General features: G+C 42.6%; 24 protein-coding genes and 1 riboswitch. Of the genes, 16 read left to right on the plus strand and 8 right to left on the minus strand.

Annotated features, from left to right (window positions below; all coding sequences use genetic code 11):
• Window positions 1–3 precede the first annotated feature (3 nt).
• The 3 genes from OU792_RS03755 to OU792_RS03765 all read left to right on the plus strand — a co-directional run bounded on the left by OU792_RS03755 (window position 4) and on the right by OU792_RS03765 (window position 2,506).
• Window positions 4–636 (plus strand): ABC transporter ATP-binding protein, encoded by a 633-nt coding sequence (locus tag OU792_RS03755; RefSeq protein WP_274669516.1) that lies wholly within the window; start codon window positions 4–6, stop codon window positions 634–636.
• Window positions 633–2,000, plus strand: a complete 1,368-nt coding sequence (locus OU792_RS03760) for an ABC transporter permease (protein ID WP_274669517.1) — start codon at window positions 633–635, stop codon at window positions 1,998–2,000. Before OU792_RS03755 ends, OU792_RS03760 begins: the two co-directional genes overlap by 4 nt.
• 98 nt (window positions 2,001–2,098) lie before the next feature.
• Window positions 2,099–2,506, plus strand: coding sequence for a hypothetical protein (locus OU792_RS03765; protein ID WP_232724826.1), 408 nt, complete (start codon window positions 2,099–2,101; stop codon window positions 2,504–2,506).
• 5 nt (window positions 2,507–2,511) lie between these two features.
• On the opposite strand, the gene OU792_RS03770 is transcribed toward OU792_RS03765, so the two are convergent.
• Window positions 2,512–3,339 (minus strand): aminotransferase class IV, encoded by an 828-nt coding sequence (locus tag OU792_RS03770; protein ID WP_134201835.1) that lies wholly within the window; start codon window positions 3,337–3,339, stop codon window positions 2,512–2,514.
• A 221-nt stretch (window positions 3,340–3,560) separates the two neighbouring features.
• On the opposite strand from OU792_RS03770, the gene OU792_RS03775 reads away from it, so the two are divergent.
• Window positions 3,561–3,986: a hypothetical protein gene (locus OU792_RS03775; protein ID WP_134201834.1), complete on the plus strand. Its 426-nt coding sequence runs from the start codon at window positions 3,561–3,563 to the stop codon at window positions 3,984–3,986.
• Here OU792_RS03775 and OU792_RS03780 read toward each other — a convergent pair.
• The 3 genes from OU792_RS03780 to OU792_RS03790 are packed head-to-tail and all read right to left on the minus strand — an operon-like array spanning window position 3,980 to window position 5,620.
• Complete coding sequence (locus OU792_RS03780) at window positions 3,980–4,429, minus strand: c-type cytochrome (protein ID WP_274669518.1); 450 nt, start codon at window positions 4,427–4,429, stop codon at window positions 3,980–3,982. The genes OU792_RS03775 and OU792_RS03780 overlap by 7 nt on opposite strands.
• Entirely contained in the window at window positions 4,426–5,082 is a 657-nt protein-coding gene (locus tag OU792_RS03785; RefSeq protein ID WP_134201832.1) for an SCO family protein, read from the minus strand. Before OU792_RS03785 ends, OU792_RS03780 begins: the two co-directional genes overlap by 4 nt.
• 4 nt (window positions 5,083–5,086) lie before the next feature.
• A complete protein-coding gene (locus OU792_RS03790; protein ID WP_026945547.1) occupies window positions 5,087–5,620 on the minus strand; it encodes a CopD family protein in 534 nt (177 codons plus the stop codon).
• Window positions 5,621–5,671: 51 nt separating this feature from the next.
• Between OU792_RS03790 and OU792_RS03795 the strand changes: the two genes are divergently transcribed.
• Together OU792_RS03795 and meaB are read left to right on the plus strand one after the other, a co-directional pair.
• A complete protein-coding gene (locus OU792_RS03795; protein WP_134201831.1) occupies window positions 5,672–6,079 on the plus strand; it encodes a hypothetical protein in 408 nt (135 codons plus the stop codon).
• Complete coding sequence (gene meaB / locus OU792_RS03800; protein ID WP_134201830.1) at window positions 6,066–7,061, plus strand: methylmalonyl Co-A mutase-associated GTPase MeaB; 996 nt, start codon at window positions 6,066–6,068, stop codon at window positions 7,059–7,061. The genes OU792_RS03795 and meaB overlap by 14 nt, the downstream gene beginning before the upstream one ends.
• A gap of 71 nt (window positions 7,062–7,132) precedes the next feature.
• Here meaB and OU792_RS03805 read toward each other — a convergent pair whose 3' ends face one another.
• Both OU792_RS03805 and OU792_RS03810 read right to left on the minus strand, forming a co-directional pair.
• On the minus strand, window positions 7,133–8,185 hold the full coding sequence (locus OU792_RS03805) for a YncE family protein (protein WP_134201829.1): 1,053 nt from the start codon (window positions 8,183–8,185) through the stop codon (window positions 7,133–7,135).
• Window positions 8,182–10,020 (minus strand): TonB-dependent receptor, encoded by a 1,839-nt coding sequence (locus tag OU792_RS03810; RefSeq protein WP_134201828.1) that lies wholly within the window; start codon window positions 10,018–10,020, stop codon window positions 8,182–8,184. Before OU792_RS03810 ends, OU792_RS03805 begins: the two co-directional genes overlap by 4 nt.
• A gap of 124 nt (window positions 10,021–10,144) precedes the next feature.
• Window positions 10,145–10,346, minus strand: a riboswitch (cobalamin riboswitch).
• Window positions 10,347–10,512: 166 nt separating this feature from the next.
• Between OU792_RS03810 and OU792_RS03815 the strand changes: the two genes are divergently transcribed.
• The 6 genes from OU792_RS03815 to OU792_RS03840 all read left to right on the plus strand — a co-directional run bounded on the left by OU792_RS03815 (window position 10,513) and on the right by OU792_RS03840 (window position 15,491).
• The gene (locus OU792_RS03815; RefSeq protein WP_274669519.1) at window positions 10,513–11,577 is read left to right on the plus strand and encodes an ABC transporter substrate-binding protein; all 1,065 of its coding nucleotides are present in this window, start codon (window positions 10,513–10,515) and stop codon (window positions 11,575–11,577) included.
• Complete coding sequence (locus OU792_RS03820; protein ID WP_134201826.1) at window positions 11,567–12,592, plus strand: iron ABC transporter permease; 1,026 nt, start codon at window positions 11,567–11,569, stop codon at window positions 12,590–12,592. Before OU792_RS03815 ends, OU792_RS03820 begins: the two co-directional genes overlap by 11 nt.
• Before the next feature lies 1 nt (window position 12,593).
• On the plus strand, window positions 12,594–13,571 hold the full coding sequence (locus OU792_RS03825; protein WP_134201825.1) for an ABC transporter ATP-binding protein: 978 nt from the start codon (window positions 12,594–12,596) through the stop codon (window positions 13,569–13,571).
• A gap of 54 nt (window positions 13,572–13,625) precedes the next feature.
• Window positions 13,626–14,075 carry a MarR family winged helix-turn-helix transcriptional regulator gene (locus OU792_RS03830; RefSeq protein ID WP_035483180.1) on the plus strand — a complete coding sequence of 150 codons (450 nt, stop codon included), beginning with the start codon at window positions 13,626–13,628 and terminating at the stop codon, window positions 14,073–14,075.
• A 72-nt stretch (window positions 14,076–14,147) separates the two neighbouring features.
• Entirely contained in the window at window positions 14,148–15,152 is a 1,005-nt protein-coding gene (locus tag OU792_RS03835; RefSeq protein ID WP_134201824.1) for an NAD(P)/FAD-dependent oxidoreductase, read from the plus strand.
• Between the two features lie 15 nt (window positions 15,153–15,167).
• A complete protein-coding gene (locus OU792_RS03840) occupies window positions 15,168–15,491 on the plus strand; it encodes a 2Fe-2S iron-sulfur cluster-binding protein (RefSeq protein WP_100627867.1) in 324 nt (107 codons plus the stop codon).
• A 63-nt stretch (window positions 15,492–15,554) separates the two neighbouring features.
• On the opposite strand, the gene OU792_RS03845 is transcribed toward OU792_RS03840, so the two are convergent.
• Entirely contained in the window at window positions 15,555–16,127 is a 573-nt protein-coding gene (locus tag OU792_RS03845) for a hypothetical protein (RefSeq protein ID WP_134201823.1), read from the minus strand.
• Between the two features lie 155 nt (window positions 16,128–16,282).
• Here OU792_RS03845 and OU792_RS03850 point away from each other — a divergent pair, with 155 nt between their 5' ends.
• The 4 genes from OU792_RS03850 (at window position 16,283) to OU792_RS03865 (ending at window position 19,845) form a co-directional block, all read left to right on the plus strand.
• Window positions 16,283–16,663 carry a hypothetical protein gene (locus tag OU792_RS03850; RefSeq protein WP_134201822.1) on the plus strand — a complete coding sequence of 127 codons (381 nt, stop codon included), beginning with the start codon at window positions 16,283–16,285 and terminating at the stop codon, window positions 16,661–16,663.
• A gap of 165 nt (window positions 16,664–16,828) precedes the next feature.
• Window positions 16,829–18,112 (plus strand): CitMHS family transporter, encoded by a 1,284-nt coding sequence (locus OU792_RS03855; protein WP_134201821.1) that lies wholly within the window; start codon window positions 16,829–16,831, stop codon window positions 18,110–18,112.
• Window position 18,113: 1 nt separating this feature from the next.
• Window positions 18,114–19,436, plus strand: coding sequence for an acyclic terpene utilization AtuA family protein (locus OU792_RS03860; protein WP_274669520.1), 1,323 nt, complete (start codon window positions 18,114–18,116; stop codon window positions 19,434–19,436).
• Between the two features lie 106 nt (window positions 19,437–19,542).
• Complete coding sequence (locus OU792_RS03865) at window positions 19,543–19,845, plus strand: AtuA-related protein (RefSeq protein WP_274669521.1); 303 nt, start codon at window positions 19,543–19,545, stop codon at window positions 19,843–19,845.
• Here OU792_RS03865 and OU792_RS03870 read toward each other — a convergent pair whose 3' ends face one another.
• Window positions 19,846–21,729 carry a TIGR00341 family protein gene (locus tag OU792_RS03870; RefSeq protein WP_274669522.1) on the minus strand — a complete coding sequence of 628 codons (1,884 nt, stop codon included), beginning with the start codon at window positions 21,727–21,729 and terminating at the stop codon, window positions 19,846–19,848. It lies immediately after the preceding gene.
• Between the last annotated feature and the right edge of the window lie 36 nt (window positions 21,730–21,765).

The following is a 21,765-nucleotide window of genomic DNA, read 5'->3' on the forward strand; positions in this document are numbered from 1 at the left end:
CCTATGCTCTTTCAAACCAAAGATTTAAAGTTTTCCCATCCGGGTCAAAAGGAGTACCATTTTCAGGATATTTCCCTGGATCGTGGAGAGTCTCTCTTAGTTTTAGGAAAGTCAGGCAGTGGAAAAACCACCTTGCTCAATCTTATTGCAGGATTACTCTCCCCTCATTCAGGCTCGGTTGTTTTAGATGGCACCGCTATTAATCAGCTTGACTCCGTCAAAATGGACCGTTTTAGGGGTGAGAATATTGGGATTGTTTTTCAAAAGCCTCACTTACTCGCACCGCTTGACGTAAAGGAAAACCTCATGATGGCGCGCTATTTTTCAAATAAAAATGGGCAAGATGCTGATGAGCTTCTTCAGGAACTGGATTTATCAAAAAAATCACATTCTCCTGTGAATCAGTTGAGTGAAGGGGAAGCTCAGCGGGTTTCTATCGCCAGAGCCTTAATCAATCGTCCCAAACTTATCCTTGCTGACGAACCTACCTCAAGTTTGGATGACGAAAATGCAGAACGAGTGGTCAAGTTGCTGCAGGATCAAGCTACTAAAATCCAGGCAGCCTTGATTATCGTTACGCATGACCATCGTGTCAAAGAACAAATTTCCAATTACATCGAAGTCAAATCCGTATGAACCTTTTTAAATTAAGTTGGAAATACCTGACCTTTCGTCCCTTATCCACTGGGCTGAATGTATTGCTTCTGGCTCTCGGCCTGGCAATTATTACCGTTCTCTTATTGATTCAGGACCAGTTTGAGAAAAAGATGACTCAAGATGCAGCTGGCATCGATTTGGTGGTGGGAGCCAAAGGAAGTCCCCTGCAATTGATTCTTTCCAGTGTCTATCATGTTGATTTTCCTACCGGAAATATTCCTATGAATGAGGCGGTTCGCCTTTCTAGAAGTCGCCTAGTCAAGCAGACTATCCCCATGGCACTTGGTGATAACTATCAAGGTTACCGGATCGTGGGCACCAATCATGACTATTTGAGTTTGTATGAGGTCGGATTTTCTTCAGGGAAAGCCTGGGAAGAACCTTTTGAGGTGGTGCTAGGGGCAATGGTCGCTGAAAAATCTGGTCTAAAGCTTGGAGATACATTTACTGGAAGTCATGGCATTAGTGTGGGAAGTCATGATCACGATCATCATGATTTTCGAGTGGTTGGAGTTTTGGAGCCAAAAGGAAATGTAGTAGATAGACTGGTGCTGACTTCCATCGAGTCAGTATGGTATACGCACGATGAGGAAGAATCAGGTGAAGAGGAGCCGACTTCGGAAACAAGCGAAGACCAAGATACCCTTGCTCATGATCATGAGCATCAGAACGAAGAAGTTGACCTTGAGGAGGATGACTATGAAAATACTGAAGAAGATCACGAAAATCATGATCATGACCACGATGCCAAATTCCATCACCCAGTTGCCAAAAGCGGTTTCCCGGCAACGGATCAAGATCGTGAGGTTACCACCTTGCTGGTTCAGTACCGAAGCCCCATGGCTGCCGTACAGCTACCCCGGATGATCAATTCTAATACGAATATGCAGGCAGCTTCTCCCTCATTCGAGATGTCACGCTTGTTTGAGCTCCTTGGAGTTGGTATTCAAGTATTGGAGGGACTGGCTTTTGTGCTGATCGCGATTTCAGGTTTGGGAATATTTATCGCTTTATACAATTCGCTGAAAGAACGTCGCTATGATTTGGCTGTACTCCGAGCAATTGGTGCCAGTAAATTTCAATTGCTGATTTTGATATTTCTAGAAGGGATTTCTTTGACTTTCTTAGGAGCTCTACTGGGAATATTGCTGGGCCATGGTTTCCTCTCTATTTTAGCTGCGCAAAATGAACAAGGGATTGCTGCTGGCCTGCAGGCATGGACTTTCCTATCTGCTGAACTTTGGATAGTCATTTATGCGTTAACAGTGGGTGTTTTGGCTTCTGCCATCCCCGCTTGGTCCGCTTATCAGACAAGTATCGCCAATCAATTGACAAGAAAATAAACAACCAACTTTCGAACAAGCTTAAATTTGAAGCTGTTTTGATAGTAAACCGAAAATTACCGATGAAAAGAATAAGCCCAATTTTAGTATTAGCGTTCATGATCCTCGCCGCGAAGCCATCCTTTGTTTTCGCTCAGCAAGATAATGTCTGGAGAAATCTGGCCGAGGTAAGTTATAAAATCAGTGAGGATGAATTTGGTGAGCTTTATGTCCCTGTCTTCTCTGAAAATATTCAGAAGCTTGAGGGCAAAATGGTAGAGGCTGATGGCTATATCATTCCTTTTGAAGGGATGTTTAAGCCGGATCACATCATTTTATCAAGCCTTCCTTTGGCTGAATGCTTTTTCTGTGGTTCCGGAGGCCCTGAGACGGTCATGGAAGTCATGCTTTCCAACCCAATCAAATACACTTCGAAAAGAGTGAAGGTACGTGGCAAGTTAACCTTGAATTCCAAAGATCCTGAAAAACTCATGTATATTCTTCAGGACGCAACGTTAGTTGAATAGTGCTTTCAGGCTTTAGTAAGCTCCGATTCTAGATTTTTAAAACGCTTCAATAAGTCCAATGAAATAGGGCCCGGTTTCCCGGTACCGATTGGTTGCTCATCGATTTGGGTGACAGGAAGAAGGATTTTTGTTGTAGAAGTAATAAAAGCTTCATCAGCCTCAAGAGTTTCCTTTAGGGTTAATGGGCGGATGTGGACAGGGATATCTGCCAGTTTTATAATGTTTTTACGGGTAATGCCTAATAGTATGTGTTCAGAAGGGGTGATGATTTCATCGTTTTTCACAATGAAAAAATTACTTCTCGAGCTTTCGCTTACATATCCATTTTGGTGGTAAAGTACATCTTCGGCTCCTTGCTCCTTCCAAATATGAGAGTGCCATACGGCCAAAGCATAATTGGTGGTTTTGATACTGGCGATAGGTCTGACGTGTTCCAAAGTCAATAACTTGATGCCTTTCTCATATTTTTCTTTTGCAGGGAAAATGAGTTCTTCTGCAAATAGAAATAGCTTTCCTTTTCCAGGGGAAAAATGGTTTTCAGACATTCCACCACTTAATACCATTCGAATTCCACCGGCTTTGAGATCGTTTTTTTGGATAAGTTCGGTGACGATTTCCTTTAATTCTGAGCGGCTGTAGGGAAGTGGAATAAAGGTTTTTTCCGCAGAGCGAATGAACCGATCCAAATAATCTTCCAAAAACAAAGGTTGATAGTTGACTGTCCTAAAAAAATCAAAAATGCCATAACCTCTGATCAAACCTAAATCTGAAGCGTGGAGGGTAGCATCTTGTGTTGGGACGAATTGTCTATCTGCAAAACAGTATGGTTTCATAATTGAATGATTTGTGGTATTTGAATGGTGATTTCCGCTTAGAACTTGAATTCGAAATTAAGCCCTTTGAATCAAATATTGATTTTTAAACTTATATTTTTCTTCAAAGTACGCTTTAAATACCAATCCAATTCTATATTTGCCATGTGGTTTACTTCGCAATAAAAACTATAATTAAACTCAGAAAAAATTGAATTAGTAATATAAATTATCTGATAATCATGACTAAGTATTCATATATTTTCACTTTGTTGACTGTTTTTTTAATATACTCTTGTGGTCCTTCCCTTTCGGATCAAAATAAGGAACTGAGAGATGAAGTCATTGCAGTTCATGATGAGGTGATGCCTCAGATGGGTAAACTGAAAAACCTTGAAAAACAGGCTTTGAATCTGGCTGAGGAACTTGAGTCTAATGAAGAAGGGGATAGCTTGAGGGTTCAAGAGCTAAAGGCGCTGGCTTATGATCTGAACCAAGCCCATGAGGGGATGTTTGTTTGGATGAGACAATATGAGCAGGAAAACGGAGAACGCAGCCCTGAGGAAGTAAAGGCCTACCTAGAGGATCAAATGGTCAAGGTCCAAAAAGTCAATGAGGACATCAAGACTGCTTTAGCAAAAGCTTCCAGTCTATTGGAAGATCAATAATTCTCTGGTGCTTCTTGGAGATACTTCTCTACTTCAGCCGAAGTAATTACACCTTCATTCATGCCCCAAATATTGTACAAGTACGTGGAAATCTGAGCGATATCCAGTGGTTTTAAGTTTGGATTGGCAGGCATAGGCTGATCGTAGACTTGTCCGTTGACCATTATTTCGCCCTTTTGCCCATTTTTCATGATCCAAACTGCCCGCGGAATACTAGCTCGAAAGTAGTCTGCATCCTTTAGAGGAGGGATGAGTTTTCCAAGTCCTTTGCCGTCAGTCTGATGGCAATTTGCGCAGTAGTTTTCATAGAGTGTCTTGCCGTGTATGGCATATTTCATGACATCTGGATCGGAGATTTCTGACAGATAATTCTCCTCTTGGGTGCTTTTTGGACTGCACGCGATTCCTACCAAAATCAGAAAAGCAAAGATAGATTTTCTCATTGCTCGAGTAATTTTGGAATATCGCGGATCAAGCGATCTACCTGATCAGATTTGGTTCCATCATACACTCCCCTGATATGACCCTCGCCATCTACAAGCACAAAAGCTCCACTGTGAAGAAAACCACCGGGTTCATTTTGATCTTCCATAGCAGTGGTGAGGTAGCTTGTTTGACCAATCTCATAGATCTTTTCAGCATCTCCGGTTAGGAAATTCCAAGTTTTGGCATCGTTCACCCCTAACTTTTCGGCGTAGACTTTCAATACTTCCTGGGTATCATGTGTAGGGTCTATGGAGTGGCTTAAAATGAGGAAATTTGGGTTGTCCTTATAAGCTTCATAAACCCTCAGCATCTCCTTTTTCATGATCGGACAGATGGTGGGGCAAGTAGTAAAGAAGAAATCTGCCACATAAATTCTCCCCTCAACATTCGCATTGGAAATGGTATCACCCAGTTGGTTGACGAATTCGAAATCAGCGATTTCATGATATACGGTATCTTCAACCATTTTTCCATCCCGCTCAATTTGATCCACATGGCGATTTCCTAAAATCGGTAAGCTTCCTCCTCCATCAGACCCTGATTGAGGGCTTTCACACTGCCAGAAGAGGATGGCTCCCAAAGCAAAAAAGAGAATTTTGACTTTATGCATGTTTTTAATCTTTTCTGAATTTTTTATAAATGCGGATTCCCAGCATCAATGTGACGCCTAACCCAACCAAACTTACAATCCCCCATAGCATACTGACTGTGCTTTTCAGCACAATGAGAAAAACAATGGCAAATAAGAGTAGGGTCGAAGCCTCATTCCAGATTCTTAACTGTGTGGATGTCCAGCGAGTTCGGCCTTTTTGTATTTCTTTGAAAAGAATATGACAGCCTATGTGATATCCGTAGAGTAAGGCTACAAAGCCAAGTTTGGCATGCATAAATCCCAGCTGAAGGTAGCCCATTCGATAGGTCAAAACCCAGAATCCAAAAATGAGTGTTAAAACAGCAGATGGCCAAGTGATAATATACCATAGTCGAGAGGCCATCAGGTCAAGTTGAGGCTTGAGAATCGCTCGCTCGGCCTCGGGTCGCTCCATGGCTTCCGTCTGATAGATAAAAAGGCGGACGATGTAGAAAAGCCCTGCAAACCAAGTGACTACAAAAATGATATGAAGGGCTTTGATGTATTCGAATCCCATTGTCAGAATTTTGGGCTAAATTAAGGCCAAAAGCCAATAACCCCTAATAATTTGAAGAACTCTCGTCGATTGATTCTGTTTATTTCTCTGGCTGTAACAGTACTCCTTATCTACATTATGATGGAAAGCTTTTCTCAGCCCGGAATGGAGCGATTCGAAGGGAAATATGAGGAAATAGATTTTTACCGAAATGAAAATAATACCGGTCCGGTGCTGCGTATTTATGCCGTAAAAGTCTTGGATGCAGATCCAAGCTGGATGAAGGAATTTGGCGAAGCTCAGCCACATACTAAATACGGTAAGACCAAGGTTTTTTTCTTCAAGGATACTCCTAGCGAATCATTGACACTTACACCCAAGGAACCCCATTTTCCAAAAGAGTGGGAAAAGTATTTATTAGCGAGCTATGAGAAGTCCATTCTGGGAGAAAGCCGATTTACCTTTAATGACAATGATTAAAAAGCGGAAATCTTTAGAGGAATACAAAGCGGGGATTTTGGCAGGAAATCGAGCTGTTTTGGCGCAGGCAATTACCTTGGTAGAGAGTAATCTGAGTGCTGATTCGGATTTGGCAAGTGCACTTGTTCAAGAAATCTTACCCTATGCTGGCAATTCGATTCGAATAGGAATCACCGGAGTACCGGGGGTGGGAAAGAGTACATTTATCGAGGCTTTTGGCAGGATTTTATTGGATCAAGGGAAGAAAGTGGCTGTCTTGGCTGTAGATCCTTCCAGTCAAAAAACTGGGGGTAGCATATTGGGGGACAAAACCCGAATGGAAAAATTGGCAGCTGATCGAAGGGCTTTTATCCGGCCTAGTCCTTCAGGCAAGACACTAGGTGGAGTCAGCTCCAAAACCAGGGAATCCATGTTGATTTGTGAGGCAGCTGGATTTGATGTAATTCTAGTTGAAACAGTAGGAGTGGGGCAATCTGAAACAGCCGTGAAAGGCATGGTGGACTTTTTTCTCCTCTTGATGCTTGCAGGTGCTGGCGATGAATTGCAGGGAATCAAAAAGGGGATCATGGAAATGGCAGACGGAATTCTTATCAATAAGGCTGACAGAGATACTATTCCTGCTGCAAAACGAGCCAAAAATCACTACCAGAATGCCTTGCATCTTTTTCCTCCATCAGAAAGTGGCTGGTATCCTAGCGTCACGATCGGGTCGTCTTTGACAGGTGATGGGCTGTTCGATTGTTGGAAGAAGATTTCCGAATACCAAAATCATATGGTAGAGCGAGGACTTTGGAATGAAAATCGAGCCAAGCAACGCCTCAATTGGTTAGATGAAAGTATTCAGTCTATTCTAGGAAAAGCTTTTTTGGAGCATTCAGAAATCCAAAAGCGATTGCCGGAAGGAAAGGAAGCTGTCAAAAAAGGAACCCTCAATCCCATCGCTTTTGCAAAAGAACTGACTGGCCTATTCTTCAAAAAGTAGAAGGCTTTAAAATAAATGATATTGTAAATTAAAAGCGCTGCCACTCCTATAGGATTGACAGCGCTATTTTTTTATCTAAAAAGGAAGCCCGATGGTCCTCTACCCACTTCGTAAGTTCTTCTTTCTATAGCCTGTTCATCCAAAACAGTCACTGTTCCATTTCCTTGAAATCCATTTGAATTGGTGAGGTAAATCTCACGCAGTAAGGGATAGTAGGAAATACCATAAAAACCCGAACCATTGTGCCAATCCAGATCTATTTCCGAATCAAAAAGCGCAAGTTTAGCTACTCCGTCTTGGTAATCAGGCCATCCTGAACTAGTCAGCATGTATGCGACACCTTCGGGGGAAATCGCAATTTTTCCCGTCGCATTGACAATTGGGTAATAATTGGTAGTCGCCAGAGTGAAATTATCTAAATGGAAACTGTAGAAAATGACTTCTTCCGGGGAGGTGGAATAAAGGAAAACTGATCCATCTGCTTCAAAAAACTTCTTTGGACTGCCATCCACGTCGATTGTTTTGAAGATTTCTTCTGTCTGAGCATCAATCACTTCTACTTTACCCTCCTCGGAGCCAGCCACTAAAATATACCTGCCGGCATTAATCATATCCTCTGGTTTTCTGGAAACAGGAATTTTCTTCGAAACAGTCCCTCCATCAAGGCTTTGTACCACGGCAATGTAAGAGTTAGGGGTACTGAAATCAGACTCATATGGCCCATAATCAGAAATGAAGAGTTTGCCGCTATTCGCTACTAAAGACCGGGGTACATCCAAATTTTCAGTCACTGAACCTATACTTTTGAAATCCCGCGCATCTACAATTTCTACTTTTCCAGTATTGGCTACCAGATAGAGGCGATCTTCTTCTAAAATCATGTCCTGCAAAAGACCTGCGAAAGGACGGCCGTTTTCCAGTTCAAAAATATTACTCTTTAGTTCGTCGGTGTTAGTATTCAAATGGAAAACTTCCCCATCATTGGCACCAAAGGCTCCCTCATTCATAATGAGTATGCCTTGTTCGTATTCGCCAAGAGGTCTTTCTGGCTCTGATTTAGAGCAAGCAAAAAGTGATGCTGCTAAAAAGCTGATCAAAAATGGTTTGAATAGATTCTTTGTCATAGTTGGATTTTTAAGTTTAAATGAATGGATCTACCCGGCATCGGTCGCAGGTAGAGTACTTGATAGGATTTATTGAATAGATTTTCGATTCTGAGAGAAATAGGCACTTGTACAGGGCCAAGCCAAAGCTTTTTATAATTCAAATGCAGCTGGGAAAGCGAGTATGCATCCATGATTCTGGATTGGTCGAGCGTTGTCGCCCTTTGGCCGATATATTGGGTGCTCAGACGGAATGAGTACCCGTCCCGAATCAATTCTACACCACCTTGCGCCTGATGTACGGGAGTGTAGGGGAGCTGTCTGTTCCAAAACGTTGGAGATTCTTCTGAATTCGATTGATTGATGGCTTGGGTGTAATTGTATGCCAAATCGATTTTAAGTCTAGTAGAACCCATAGCGAATTCAGTCCCGCCTGCCCAATCAATTCCGGTATTTCTTACTCGTCGAATATTATCGGGAGACCATATGGCTCCCTTTGGTATCCAGATAATCCAGTTTTCTACATCCATGGCGAAAAATGTAAGTTCTGAATGGAAAAAGCCTTTATTCCATCTCAGGCCAGTTTCTCCCTGCCAGCTTTCTTCGGGAAGTAATTCTGGATTGCCGCCAGGTTCCCAGAAGCGGTCATTGAGTGTAGGTACTTTAAGTCCTCTGGCAATAGAGGCTTTTAGCGAGAAAGATGGGCTTAAAATCCAATCCATGCCCAATGAAGGAAGCAAAGGCTGCCATTTTTGATCCACCACCAATTGCCGAAGGTTCAAGGAAAGGTTGATATTATTTAGCCCGGAAAATCTGATGAATTGATAGGTCTCCAGTCTTTGGTCTGTAGCTGAATAGGTAGATAGGTTTCCTTGAATGTGGGTTCCCCGACTCCCTAGCCTGATTTTCCATTCTTTGCCGATTTCCCCTTCCCAATCACCACTCAGGAAAAAGCTGGAGGTTTGATTGAAGGATTGATTGAAGACTTGATCGTCTCTGACCCAACCTGAGCGTATTTCTAAGCTACTTTTGTCCCAGAATTTCAGATACTCTAGGGAAAGTCGAAAGCTTTGATCCTCTTGGATGTCCTGAGTACTTGAACCCATGGGGGGTTGGATTTCCCGATCGGCTTCATTGTACCAAAAGGAAGTATTTAATCTCTGGCTGGGATTGATTCTCCAAGCAATATCCTGTTGGATTCCTTTTTGGGAAAAGGCTGCATGCGTCTGGGTTTTTTCGGGTGTTCCTGATAAAGATATGTCTCTAAAAGTGTAATCGTTTTCAGCCTTTTGGGAATAAATCTTTGTCTGAAAAGCTAATTTTTCTCCAGAAAATCCAGCTTGAAATGCAGTGGCACTTTGTCCAAAACTACCAACTTCCTGGCTGATTGAGGCGGTTGGACTGTCTTGAAAGCTTGCTTGACTTTGCAGGAGAATGGAACCTCCCAATGCTTCATTTCCCAAAAGAGCACCATCTGAGCCAAAGATCAAGTCAATTCGATCAGGTGTTGCCAAAGGGATGATTGAAAGATCACTTTGGCCCAAAGAAGGACTATTGATTGGGATCCCATTCCAAAAAACGGCCGTGTGCCCAGCAGAAGTCCCACGAAAATTGGGTGAAGCAAGCATTCCTGGTCCATATTGACGGATAAAAAGAGGGCTTTTTTCCTGCAACAGTTCGCTTAGGCTTCTTGATTGATAGTATTCAAGTGCGGCTTTGTCCCAGTTGAGCTGCTTTTTGCCTAGCCCAAATGTTTCAAAAACAGCCGCATTTACCTCAATTTCCTGAAGTCGTACCGTGTCTTGCTGCTCGGCTTGGAAGCCAAACAGACTAAGTACCCATACAAATAAAATCATGCCTGATCGAATGAAAATGGTTCAATCGATTCGGGCTTGAAGAGAAATGGGAAGATATGAATCTTGCAAAGGATCCAAATAGCCTTTGAATACATGTCTTCTTCGCTTTTCCTCCGAAAGCACAGAATCTTGTCAGAATTAGGCAGGTCTCCTGGCTCGTTCTACTTTTACGGCCTTCTCAAGTCATGTTCAATCGACTCAATGGCGTGTTTTGCAAAAGCTTCTTCAGAACTTACAGTTGCGGGGACAGCTCCGGTATTTCACCGGATTCCCTTTTAATCCTGGATTTTCGCTGAAAATCAGGAACCTTATTCTTTCACAAACATAAGCGACTTTTTGCCGGGTGAAAAGAAGTAGTTGAAAAAAATTTTGTTCTATGAAAGGCAATACACTTACTTTGAATCGATTAATGACATGAATTTGAGACCGATTCACCAAATTTTCTTCTTTTTAGTCATAGTTTTTAGCAGCTGTCAGTCTCCAAAAACTGAGATGATTGGCTTAGAAACTGTCCCCTTGACCTATGCCAAAGGCTTTGAAGTTCAGAAGGGGGAAGGTTTTTGGATTTTGGAAGTCAATCAGCCTTGGACAGGAGCGGATAAATCTTATCGTTATTTGATTTTAAATGAAGAGGTTGAGAAGCCTGAGCTTGAAGTTGACGCAGTGGTGAAGCTCCCTGTCGAGCGGGTGATTTTGACTTCTACCACTCAAATTCCACATTTGGATTTGCTAGGTGACACAGATAAGTTGATTGGCTTTCCCAATTTTGATCTGATTTCTTCCCAAAAGGTTTGGGGACAAATTGAATCAGGAATGATGACTAATTTAGGCTCAGGACCATCTGCCAATCTTGAAATGATGATTGATTTACAGCCTGATTGGGTGATGATTTCTACGCTTGGTGAGGATTTAAGGCAATTGGATTTGTTGGGGCAATCAGGCGTTCCTGCACTGATTAACGGAGAATATGTGGAGCAGCATCCACTGGGTAGGGCAGAGTGGATCAAGTTTACTGGAGTTATGTTGGGTAAATATGAGAAGGCTGTCAGGGTCTTTGAAGAAATCGAAATGGCCTACCAAGAAGCTGAGGCATTAATCAAAAACCAAACTAATTTGAAAAGGCCAAAAGTCTTGTCAGGAGTGCTTTATGAAGATGTCTGGTACGTTCCTGGAGCGGATAGCTGGGGGGCGAAAATTCTCCAAAATGCAGGTGGAGATTATGTCTTTTCGGATCAGGCAGGAAGCGGGAGCATACAGTTGAGTTATGAATATGTGCTCGATCATGCGATGGAGGCCCCAATTTGGATTGGCTCAGCCGACTTTGAAAGTGTAGAGCAAATGGGAGATGCTGAGCCGAGGTATCGTGCCTTTCAAGCATTCCAGAATGGTATCATCTACACCTACACCAAAAAGAAGGGACCAAAAGGAGGTTTGGAGTATTTTGAGTTGGGTTATGTTCGGCCTGATTTGGTTTTGAAGGATTTGATCAAAATCCTCCATCCACAGCTTTTGCCGGGCTATGATTTGTATTTTTATCGTCAACTCGATGAAAACTAACCGGAACGCTTTCTTTTTTATTTTAGCTGCAGTAGCCCTAGTCTTTCTGTTTCTGATCAACCTGGGCTTGGGCTCGGTCTCCATTCCGGTCGACACCATACTTTCGGGCCTATTCACGGGAGAATGGGAGAAATTATCTCATCGTGAGATTATCTTGAATTATCGATTTCCGAAATCCCTGGTAGCAGTCATGGCTGGAATCGCACTAAGTCTAAGTGGTCTTCAGATGCAAACCTTCTTTCGTAATCCATTGGCAGGCCCCTACGTGCTTGGAATTAGTTCTGGAGGAGGTTTTGGAGTTGCGATACTTCTTTTGGCGGGTTCCTTTTTGGGCTTTTCCGGAATAGTGATTTCCTCTTGGGCCACTGCCATAGCAGGGATTTTTGGTGCAGTTTCAGTATTGGCTTTGGTGAGTTTGGTGGCTTGGCGAGTCAGGGATAGCATGACACTGTTGATCGTGGGAATTATGTTTGGAGCTGCTGTTTCGGCTATCATTTCGGTATTGGCCTTTTTTTCCGAAGCAGAGGCATTGAAGCTTTACACCATTTGGTCGATGGGAAGTCTGGGTGGCCTTGGGTGGAATCAAGTTGGGCTTTTGGGACTTTTACTGGCAATTGGAGCTTTTCCTTTGCTGTTGGCGACACGCTCATTTAATGCATTACTTCTCGGGGAGACCTATGCGGAAAGTATGGGGATCAATCCAGTTCGATTACGCTGGTTGGTGATTATTAGTACTGGGATTTTAGCAGGGAGTATCACCGCATTCTGTGGTCCTATTGCCTTTGTGGGAATAGCTGTTCCCCATTTGGCCAGATTGGTTTGGAAAAGTGCAGATCACCGGATATTGTTTCCCGGTTCGGCATTACTAGGAGCTGGGCTTCTTTTACTTTGCGATACCATCGGACAACTTCCGGGTTCGGCCCAGACTCTTCCGATCAATGCGGTCACCTCATTGGTAGGAGCTCCCGTTGTGATAGCATTGGTTCTAAAAAGAAACTTCAGTAAAGAATTTTGAAATGGATCAGGTATTAACAGGTAAAAATCTATCGCTGGGCTATGAAAAAGGCCAAGAAAGAAAGGTGATTTTATCTGGCCTGAATTTTCAGCTCTACTCAGGACAGTTGACCTGTCTATTAGGGCCAAATGGTGTGGGAAAGTCTACCTTGGTCAAGGCGATTTTGGGTCGAATCAGGCCTTTTGAAGGAGAGATTAAACTTTTGGAAAAATCACCTGTAGACTATCCAAGAGAAAAGCTTTCCAAGAAATTATCGGTAGTACTCAGTGAACCGATCATTCCGGCACAGATGACTGTCGAGCAATTGGTAGGATTGGGAAGAACTCCTTATCTAAATTGGAGCGGGACCTTGTCTGAACTGGACAGGAAATATGTTAATGAGGCGTTGGTCGCTACCAAAATGGATTTTCTCCGGAAAGAGAGACTCGGAGAGTTATCTGATGGACAACGCCAAAAGGCCATGATTGCTCGGGCTTTAGCTCAAGACGGGAAGGTCATTATTTTGGACGAACCTACCTCCCATTTGGACCTGGTGAATAGGCATGAGATTATGTTCTTGCTTCAGGAGATCGCCAAAAGCCAAGATAAGGCTATCCTTGTAGTAACCCATGATTTGGATATTGCGATTGAGACAGCCCATCAGTTATGGTTGATGAATTGTGGAAGTCCGCTGATCGCAGGCCTGCCTGAAGATTTGATCCTGAATGCACAGATCAACGAGTTGCTTCCAAAGGATAGATTCTTTTTTGATCCAAAAAGAGGGAAAGTCAACCTGCGCTCTGATGATTCAGGCTGGCAAATACAAGGCTCTGAGGACCTTGTTTTTTGGCTGGAAAAAGCCCTCAAAAAACGTAAATCTAGCTTTTGGACCGATGAGCGAATCCAAGTTCTAGATAATCCATTTCGAATTCAGGTAGGGGAGCGAATCTATCATTCAATTGCTGATTTTTTTGAAGAGTCCCCTTCTTCTTTGAGATAGGTGATTATCTAAATCATAAAGAAAATTCATATATTTGTCACACTAATTATTTGTATGACACAGGAGCAATTTGCCAAGTATTCATTTCTTCTCGATCGAACTGCCCGAAAGGTAAAACAATACGCCCAGCAGCAGTTTAAGCAGGGAGATTTTGATGTGACGGTCGATCAGTGGCTGGTTCTGAAAAATCTTTCAGAATTTGGTCCGATGAGCCAAACCGAGTTGGCAAACTTGGTATTCAAAGATCATCCGACCTTGACCAGGATCATTGATTTGCTTAGCAAAAAGGAATATGTAAAGCGTGTTCCTCATCCTCAAGATAGAAGGAGCTTTCAGTTGCACTTGACAGACTCAGGCGTGTCCAAAGTCACAGCCCTACGTCCAAAAATCCTTCAAATTCGCGAAAAAGCTTGGGAGAATCTGAACGAAGAGGATTTTGAGGAGTTTAAGCGAATTCTGAATACGATTTATCAGAACCTTGGCGGTCAGGTGATGGAAGAATAATTATTTAGCATACTAATAATATTTATACGAACAAATTGGATTAACACGGGGTTTTCCCAAAAAATACCTATCATGATTCAGACAGATCTTTGTATCATTGGAGCCGGCCCGGTAGGCCTATTTGCAGTTTTTGAAGCAGGCTTATTGAAAATGCGATGCCATTTGATTGACGCTTTACCGCAGGTGGGTGGTCAGCTTTCAGAGATATATCCTCAAAAACCAATTTATGATATTCCAGGGTACCCTGAGGTCAAAGCGCAGGAACTTGTGGATAATTTGATGGAGCAAATCAAGCCTTTCAAACCTACTTTCACTCTAGGAGAGCGTGTCGATCACTTAGAGAAGCAAGAGGATGGAAGCTATATTGTAACCACGAGCGATAAGACTCAGGTTCATGCTCAAGTAATCGTTATTGCAGGAGGCCTAGGCTGTTTCGAACCGAGAAAGCCTGTTTTGGATAATTTGGAGACATTTGAAGGCAAAGGAGTTACCTACATGGTGAAAAACCCGGAGACTTTCAGAGATAAGAATGTGGTCTTGGCAGGTGGAGGTGACTCTGCACTGGACTGGACCATCTATTTGGCTGATGTGGCTAAGCGAGTGACACTTGTTCACCGAAATGAGACCTTTAGAGGTGCTCCTGATTCTGCTGCCAAGGTTTTTGATTTGGCTAGTGAAGGAAAAATCGATTTGATTCTTTCTGCAAACCTGAAAGAGATTTCCGGAAACGGAAAGTTGGACTCGGTGACGCTCGCTGATAAAACCAAAAAAGAATTTAAAATAGAAACCGATTATTTGATTCCGCTATTTGGTTTGAGTCCAAAGCTTGGTCCGATTGCAGACTGGGGACTTTCTATTGATAAAAATGCCATTGAGGTGGATACCCGAGACTATTCGACAGGAGTGGAGCGAATCTATGCGATAGGGGACATCAATACCTATCCGGGCAAATTAAAATTGATCCTTTGTGGTTTCCACGAGGCAGCGATCATGATGCATTCAGCCTTCAAATATGTATATCCTGATCAAAAATTAAGTTTCAAATATACGACCGTTAATGGCGTCAATGCCTTTTAATTCTATCTTTGCGGCATGGTAAAGTTTACAGTTGAAGATCAAGACGGCAATCGCCAAGAAGTAGAGGCTCCAACCGATATGGGATTCAGCCTCATGGAGATTTTAAAGGCTTCAGAATATCCGATTTTGGCGACCTGTGGAGGAATGGCCCTTTGTGCTACCTGCCATATCGAGATTCTCGAGGGACCGGATGAGCTAGGCGAAGCGACAGATATCGAACTCGATCAACTGGAAAACCTACCGGAATATTTCCCTACTTCCCGACTTTCCTGCCAAATCCGGGTATCGGATATGCTAGAAGGAGCGGTATTGAAGTTGCGTGGAGAGGATGTGATTTAAGAAATAAAATAGGATATGAATAAAACCACCTAGAAATGGGTGGTTTTTTCGTTTCCACTCATTTCAATACTCAAAAGCAGGAGCACCAAATTTAAACTTGTAAATGACTTCAGTTTCAACAAATTCTTCAGTCACGAAGTCATAAAATTGCTGGTCAGCGACAAGATTGATGGATTCCTGTCTAGGAAAAAACTCCAGCTTTTTGATTTTAAAATAGGTGTCTATTCTATATGGATCCGTGTAATAAGTACCGTCATCGCCGAAAAAACTCAATTCTAGGCTGTTATTGGCACCCAGCTGTACGATTCTTCTTGTGACTCCGCAGCCCATGATGGTTTCTTCTTCCATGATCCTTTCATTATACCATCTTAGGAAGTTGAAATAGTCAAAATCCATTATGGGGGTTTCCTTATTCATGCGCCATTCGATGGAGTAAAACTCACTGCAATAAGCGAAATCGTCTATGTGCTCTGTAGTCTGCCGACCGGACCTTGAAATATCGATCGGAATAGCCGTGGAAATGGAAACTGCGTTGTAGACTCCAAAAGGTCGTTCTTGAATATCGGGCAATTCAGTTTTTGTGCAGGCACTGAATAGGAGGAAGATCAAAACAAAAAATGATAGTACGTTTCTCATACTCGAAAATAACGAATTTTTATGTCTATAGTTGTACACGTGGACTGGGTTTTAGTTGATTTTCTTCTATCTGCGGTTTTTGAAAGAAATATTTCTAGAAATCTGTATCGCTTTTTCGCCTAATTCCGTAATGGGTATAAAGTTTTTAGAAAGCTATGAAAGCGAATTGCTCTTTGATCTTACTGTTTTTTCTTTCTGCCTGCTTTGCTTTTGAGGGCGAGCAAAAGGTAGATCTTGCCACTGAAATGGTTCTACTTCGACAAGAAATTGATGAGCTTGCCCAATCGAAGACCTGTTTGGATGCTGAAGAGTGGAATTTTACCCCTTTAGGAAGTAAGCCCTGCGGTGGTCCGTGGGAATACCTTGCCTATCCAAAAAGTATCAATGTTCCAGAGTTTTTAGCAAAAGTCAAGCGCTTCAATGAGCTTCAGGAACAGGATAATATTCAGAACAATCGTTTTTCGGACTGCATGTATGTTTCTCCCCCTAAATCCGTGATATGCCAGGAAGGAAAACCAGTTTTCGTCTATGAATAGGTTATTGTTTCGTTTTGAAACAATATTTTTTTTGATTTTCTTGAGGAGCTAATCCAGTATGGGTAAAAATAGACAGCTACCCCTTTAATTATTTTGGCTAACCGCCAGCTTAAACTTTAGGGCAATTCAGATTCTATTGTTATTCAAGGTTTCATTCAATACTCCATGCTCGCACTCTTAGGTGTTCTGACTATCTCTTTGCTTCTCTTTTTGATTCTTACCAAAAAGACCTCTGCGGTTGTTGCATTGATATTAGTGCCTGTGCTGACGGGGATTATTGCAGGGAAAACTAGCGAACTTCCACAGATGATTTCGGAAGGGATTTCATCCATAGCGCCAACTGGCGTGATGTTCGTTTTTGCCATCCTGTTTTTTGGAGTACTCATGGATGCAGGTACATTCAAACCCATTATTTCCAAACTCCTTCGATTGGCAGGAAATGATCCCTTGAAAATAGTCATGGTTACGGCTATTTTGGCTATGCTTGTCCATTTGGATGGTTCTGGTGCGGTTACTTTCCTTGTCGTAATCCCAGCTATGTTGCCAGTATATGATCAGTTGGGAATGAGTCGTCTCACCTTGGCTTCGACCACTGCTTTGGCAGCAGGTACTATGAATATTTTGCCTTGGGGTGGTCCTACTATTCGTGCCGCATCAGCTTTGGAGGTTTCCGTTACAGAGTTATTCAATCCAGTATTTATTCCCTTTTTAGCGGGATTACTGACAGTTTTGGGGATTGCCTATTTCTTGGGAAAAAAAGAACGAATAAACGTACCACTCTCAGATTCGATCAGAATTGATGGTTCTCATGCAGATGATATCAGGCTTCCAAAATGGAAATTTTTGGTAAATATCTGGTTGATCCTTTTAGCTGTTACTTCCATTGTATTGGGCTGGGCTCCTCCCTATGCGGTATTCATGATTGCCTTTGGGATAGCCCTTGTTTTTAACTTCCCGAAGGTTTCTGATCAAAAGGAACGAGTCGATGCGCATGCTAAGGAAGCCTTGCTGATGGCAAGTATTTTATTCGCAGCGGGATGTTTTACAGGTATTTTAAAAGGGAGTGGTATGATGGAAGCGATGGCAGATGGAATTCAGGTGATTCTTCCGGAATTTTTAGGAAAACAACTTCCACTTTTGACGGGAATTATTTCCATGCCTGCCAGTCTGATCTTTGATCCGGATTCATTCTATTTTGGGATTTTACCGCTACTTGCATCCACTGCTGAATCTTTCCAAGTTAGTGGCCTTGAAGTAGGACAGGCAGCTATTTTTGGTCAAATGACCACCGGTTTTCCCGTCAGTCCTCTGACAGGCTCCACCTACTTATTAGTAGGTTTGGCAGGTGTTGATTTAGGAGATCATCAGAAAAAGACCATTCCTCTGGCTTTCTTGGTAAGCTTGGTGATGTTGACCGTTGCCATACTAATCGGAGTAATCCATCTTTGATATGAAAGACAAAATCAGAATCGGTTGTGGAGCGGGTTTTTCGGGAGATCGGATCGAGCCTGCATTGATTCTTACGGAAAAAGGAAATCTGGATTATTTAGTCCTGGAATGCCTAGCTGAGCGGACGATTGCTTTAGCTCAAAAAAGGAAGCTGCAAAATCCCAAATTTGGGTATGACGTGCTTTTGGAAAAACGGCTCAAGGATTTGCTTCCCTTATTACTTCGACACAAAACACGTCTAGTTACCAATATGGGTGCTGCAAATCCGGTAGCAGGCGCTAAGAGAATCATAGAGCTGGGTAAATCTCAAAATCTTTCAATAAAAGTTGCGGCGGTCATTGGAGATGATGTCTTAGAATTTATTTCCGGCGAGGAGCATTCCCTTGAAAATAATCAGCCCCTGCAATCTGAAGGGAAACTTGTTTCAGCCAATGCATATTTGGGTGTAGAGGCAATTTTACCAGCTTTGGCCACTGATGCTGATATAATTATCACAGGAAGAGTTGCTGACCCTTCGCTTTTTTTGGCACCGATGATTTATGAATTTGGTTGGGAATTGGACCAATTTGATTTATTGGGAAAAGGTACGGTCTTGGGTCATCTTTTGGAATGTGCAGGACAATTGACAGGCGGCTATTTTGCCGACCCTATTTCTAAACCTGTTCCTGATTTAGACCGATTAGGGCATCCATTTGTGGACGTATTTCCGAATGGAAGCGGGATTATTTCCAAGGTTGAGGGGACTGGAGGGATCATTTCTGAACGGATTGCAAAAGAGCAGCTGCTGTATGAGGTCTTGGACCCAAATCGCTACATCACTCCCGATGTGATTGCTGATTTTTCTAGTGTCCAATTTGAAAAAATTGCTTCCAACCAACTTCAAGTCACTGGTGGCGGTGGAATGGAAAAACCAGAAAATTATAAGGTCAGTGTTGGATATGAGGCAGGATTCAAAGGTGAAGGCGAAATTTCTTATGCTGGAAGCCATGCTGTTGAAAGAGCCCGTTTGGCAGGTGAGATTATCGAAAAGCGGATAAAAAGTCTGGTTCCAAACCTTAGGGTTGATTTTATCGGTTTGAATTCCCTTCATCCCGCTGAATTATCCAAGAATTCCAGCCCTTACGAAGTAAGACTGCGTGTGGCCGGAATGTGCGATACGATGGTGCTAGCCCAACTCATCGGAGAGGAAGTGGAGGCACTCTATACCAATGGGCCTGCAGGGGGAGGAGGTGCTAGAAAAATGGTTACTCAAGTGGTGGGTGTGGTATCCACACTTCTAAATAGAGATCAAGTTAAACCTGATTTTCATTTACTTTCAACATGAAATCGAGCCTGCCTTCCGCAGGCAGACATGATGTTGGCATCACACACTAGTATGACTATCAAGCCTGCGAGATTCCATATGACCATTGAAAAGCAAAAATATACATATGAAAAAATTAGCGGACATAGCCCACAGTCGAGCAGGGGATAAAGGGAATATACTTGTACTTTCGCTGATTCCCTTTGATTCAAAAGACTTTGATTGGCTGGTTGAAAATATCACTGAAGACCGGGTAAAAAGCCATCTTAAAGGGCAGATTAAAGGAAATGTAACCCGCTATGTATTACCATCGATACATGCATTGCAATTCACCTGCGAAGATGCATTATCAGGTGGGGTCACTACCTCTTTGGCTTTGGATGCGCACGGAAAAAGTCTGAGTTATGCACTTTTAGAAATGGAAATCTAATTAGTCAAAAACCCTCACTCCAAGAGTTAATTCCAATTCAATGGGCTGATTAATTTTTTCCTCAATTTCTTTTTTGATCGCTTGAAAATCACCCTGATTAAGTTCCTTGTCTGATAAAATTGTCACTGAAAGGCGCAAAGGATTTAACCCTACCACATCCACTTTTCTCAGTAATCCATGCGGGATTTCCTTTCCACTGAGCTCCTGGATCAGCTTATTTTCCTTGACCATATCTCTGAAACTCAAAGCCAGCGGTGCAGTTACCAATACCGACATCAATATCGTAATTAGGATTCCTTTTTTTGCCAATCGGAAGGGGCTGAAGCCTAGGATCAGAAATGTCACTGCAGCGGCCATCACGATGCCGGCAAGGTTTGTTCCAAGAAGTAGACTTGCGCCCCAGAAGATATTCCATTCACCCCAGCCCAAGCCTATTCCAGCCACGGCCAAAGGTGGCACTAAAGCCACTGATATGGCTACTCCTGCCAAGGTTTTGGCGATTTCTTCCTTGGAATGCGCATAGGCACCTGCGATACCCGATGCAATAGCGATTCCCAAATCCAATAAGTTAGGACGGATTCGAGCCACAATTTCAGAATTGGGGACTTTGAGGGGAGTGATCCAAGTAATTATTACTGCGAAAAAAAGACCGATCACTATCCCCCAAAATAGCGTGATCAGGCTGTTTTTGATCAAAATATCATCTTGTCTGAGCACTCCCATGGAAAGCGAAATAATCGGACCCATCAGGGGCGCAAGGATCATGGCTCCGATTACTACGGGAGTGGAGTTTCCAAAAAGTCCAAATGTGGCGATCAATGTAGAAAGTGCCATCAAGACCAAATAGCTGGATGAAGCCTGTGCATTCTGTTTTAGGGTGGTAAAAAGCTCTTTGAATTCCTCCGTGGTAGCATGCCTGACCCAAGGTAAGTGTCGACGCGTCAGCTCCTCTCGAAGTTTTCCAGTAGGCAGCTTTTGGACATTTATTTCTTTTTGCTTGAATTCCTTTTCCTTCAGCTTTTCAAATCCTGGAAGAATCTTGACCTTTCTTTCATCGATATTTAGCTCAATTTTTTCACCTTGAAGTTCTTCTCCATCTATCGCAAAGGTCAGAGCAGATTGGCTTTCAATCGTCATTTTTGAAGTGGAGATATAGGTCAAAAATTCAGGTATGGTAGATCCTTTAATTGGGAAAAAAAGGTGCTGGATTCCAAACTGGATAATAGAAAAAAGACTTTTCGGTGATACTAAAATCACGTGAATGAGCCCGTCATCGAGTCCACTATCTTTGATGACACGCTTGAAAATCAAATTGCTCTCACAATGCGGCACAGCTAAAATGCCCATCGCCGCAGTTTCTATAGTTTTTTCTTCCTCTCCGGAGAGGTAGCTTAGTTTAATTTGCTTGAGATCTACTTTTCTGAAAAGCATAAAAAACCTGGAAAATCGATCCTTCAGGTTTCCGAAAAAGCTTTTTCCAAATGAATCATAGAGCACACTGAGCGAATCTCCGATGACAAGAGAGTTCATACAGAGTTTCTCATTGATCTTGAGTAAATCGAAGTTTGGAATCGATTCACTTTCTGAGAAAAGTCGAAAAGCCTTTTCTTTTGAGCTCGGGATATTCAAGGATCGAGCGATCATCTTGAGATCTGGATGTGGCAAAAATACCAAGCTAGGTCCCTGATCGGGAATCGATCGAAGGATGGAATAGCCCTGCTCATCATTTACCCAAAGAAGAAGTACGTCAGACTCTGAAAACTGATCCCAATTCTCAGATTCGTAAGCGATAAATTGCTGAGGTTGGGGCTCCAGTTTCTCGAAAAAATTCTGACGCTCGCTTTCATCCAAATTTGGATCGTAGATGAGGAGGTAGTTGTTCATGTGATTACTTAAAACTTATTTCCTTAAGGTAATCTA

This window comes from Algoriphagus sp. NF, from assembly GCF_028823735.1.
GTDB lineage: Bacteria > Bacteroidota > Bacteroidia > Cytophagales > Cyclobacteriaceae > Algoriphagus > Algoriphagus marincola.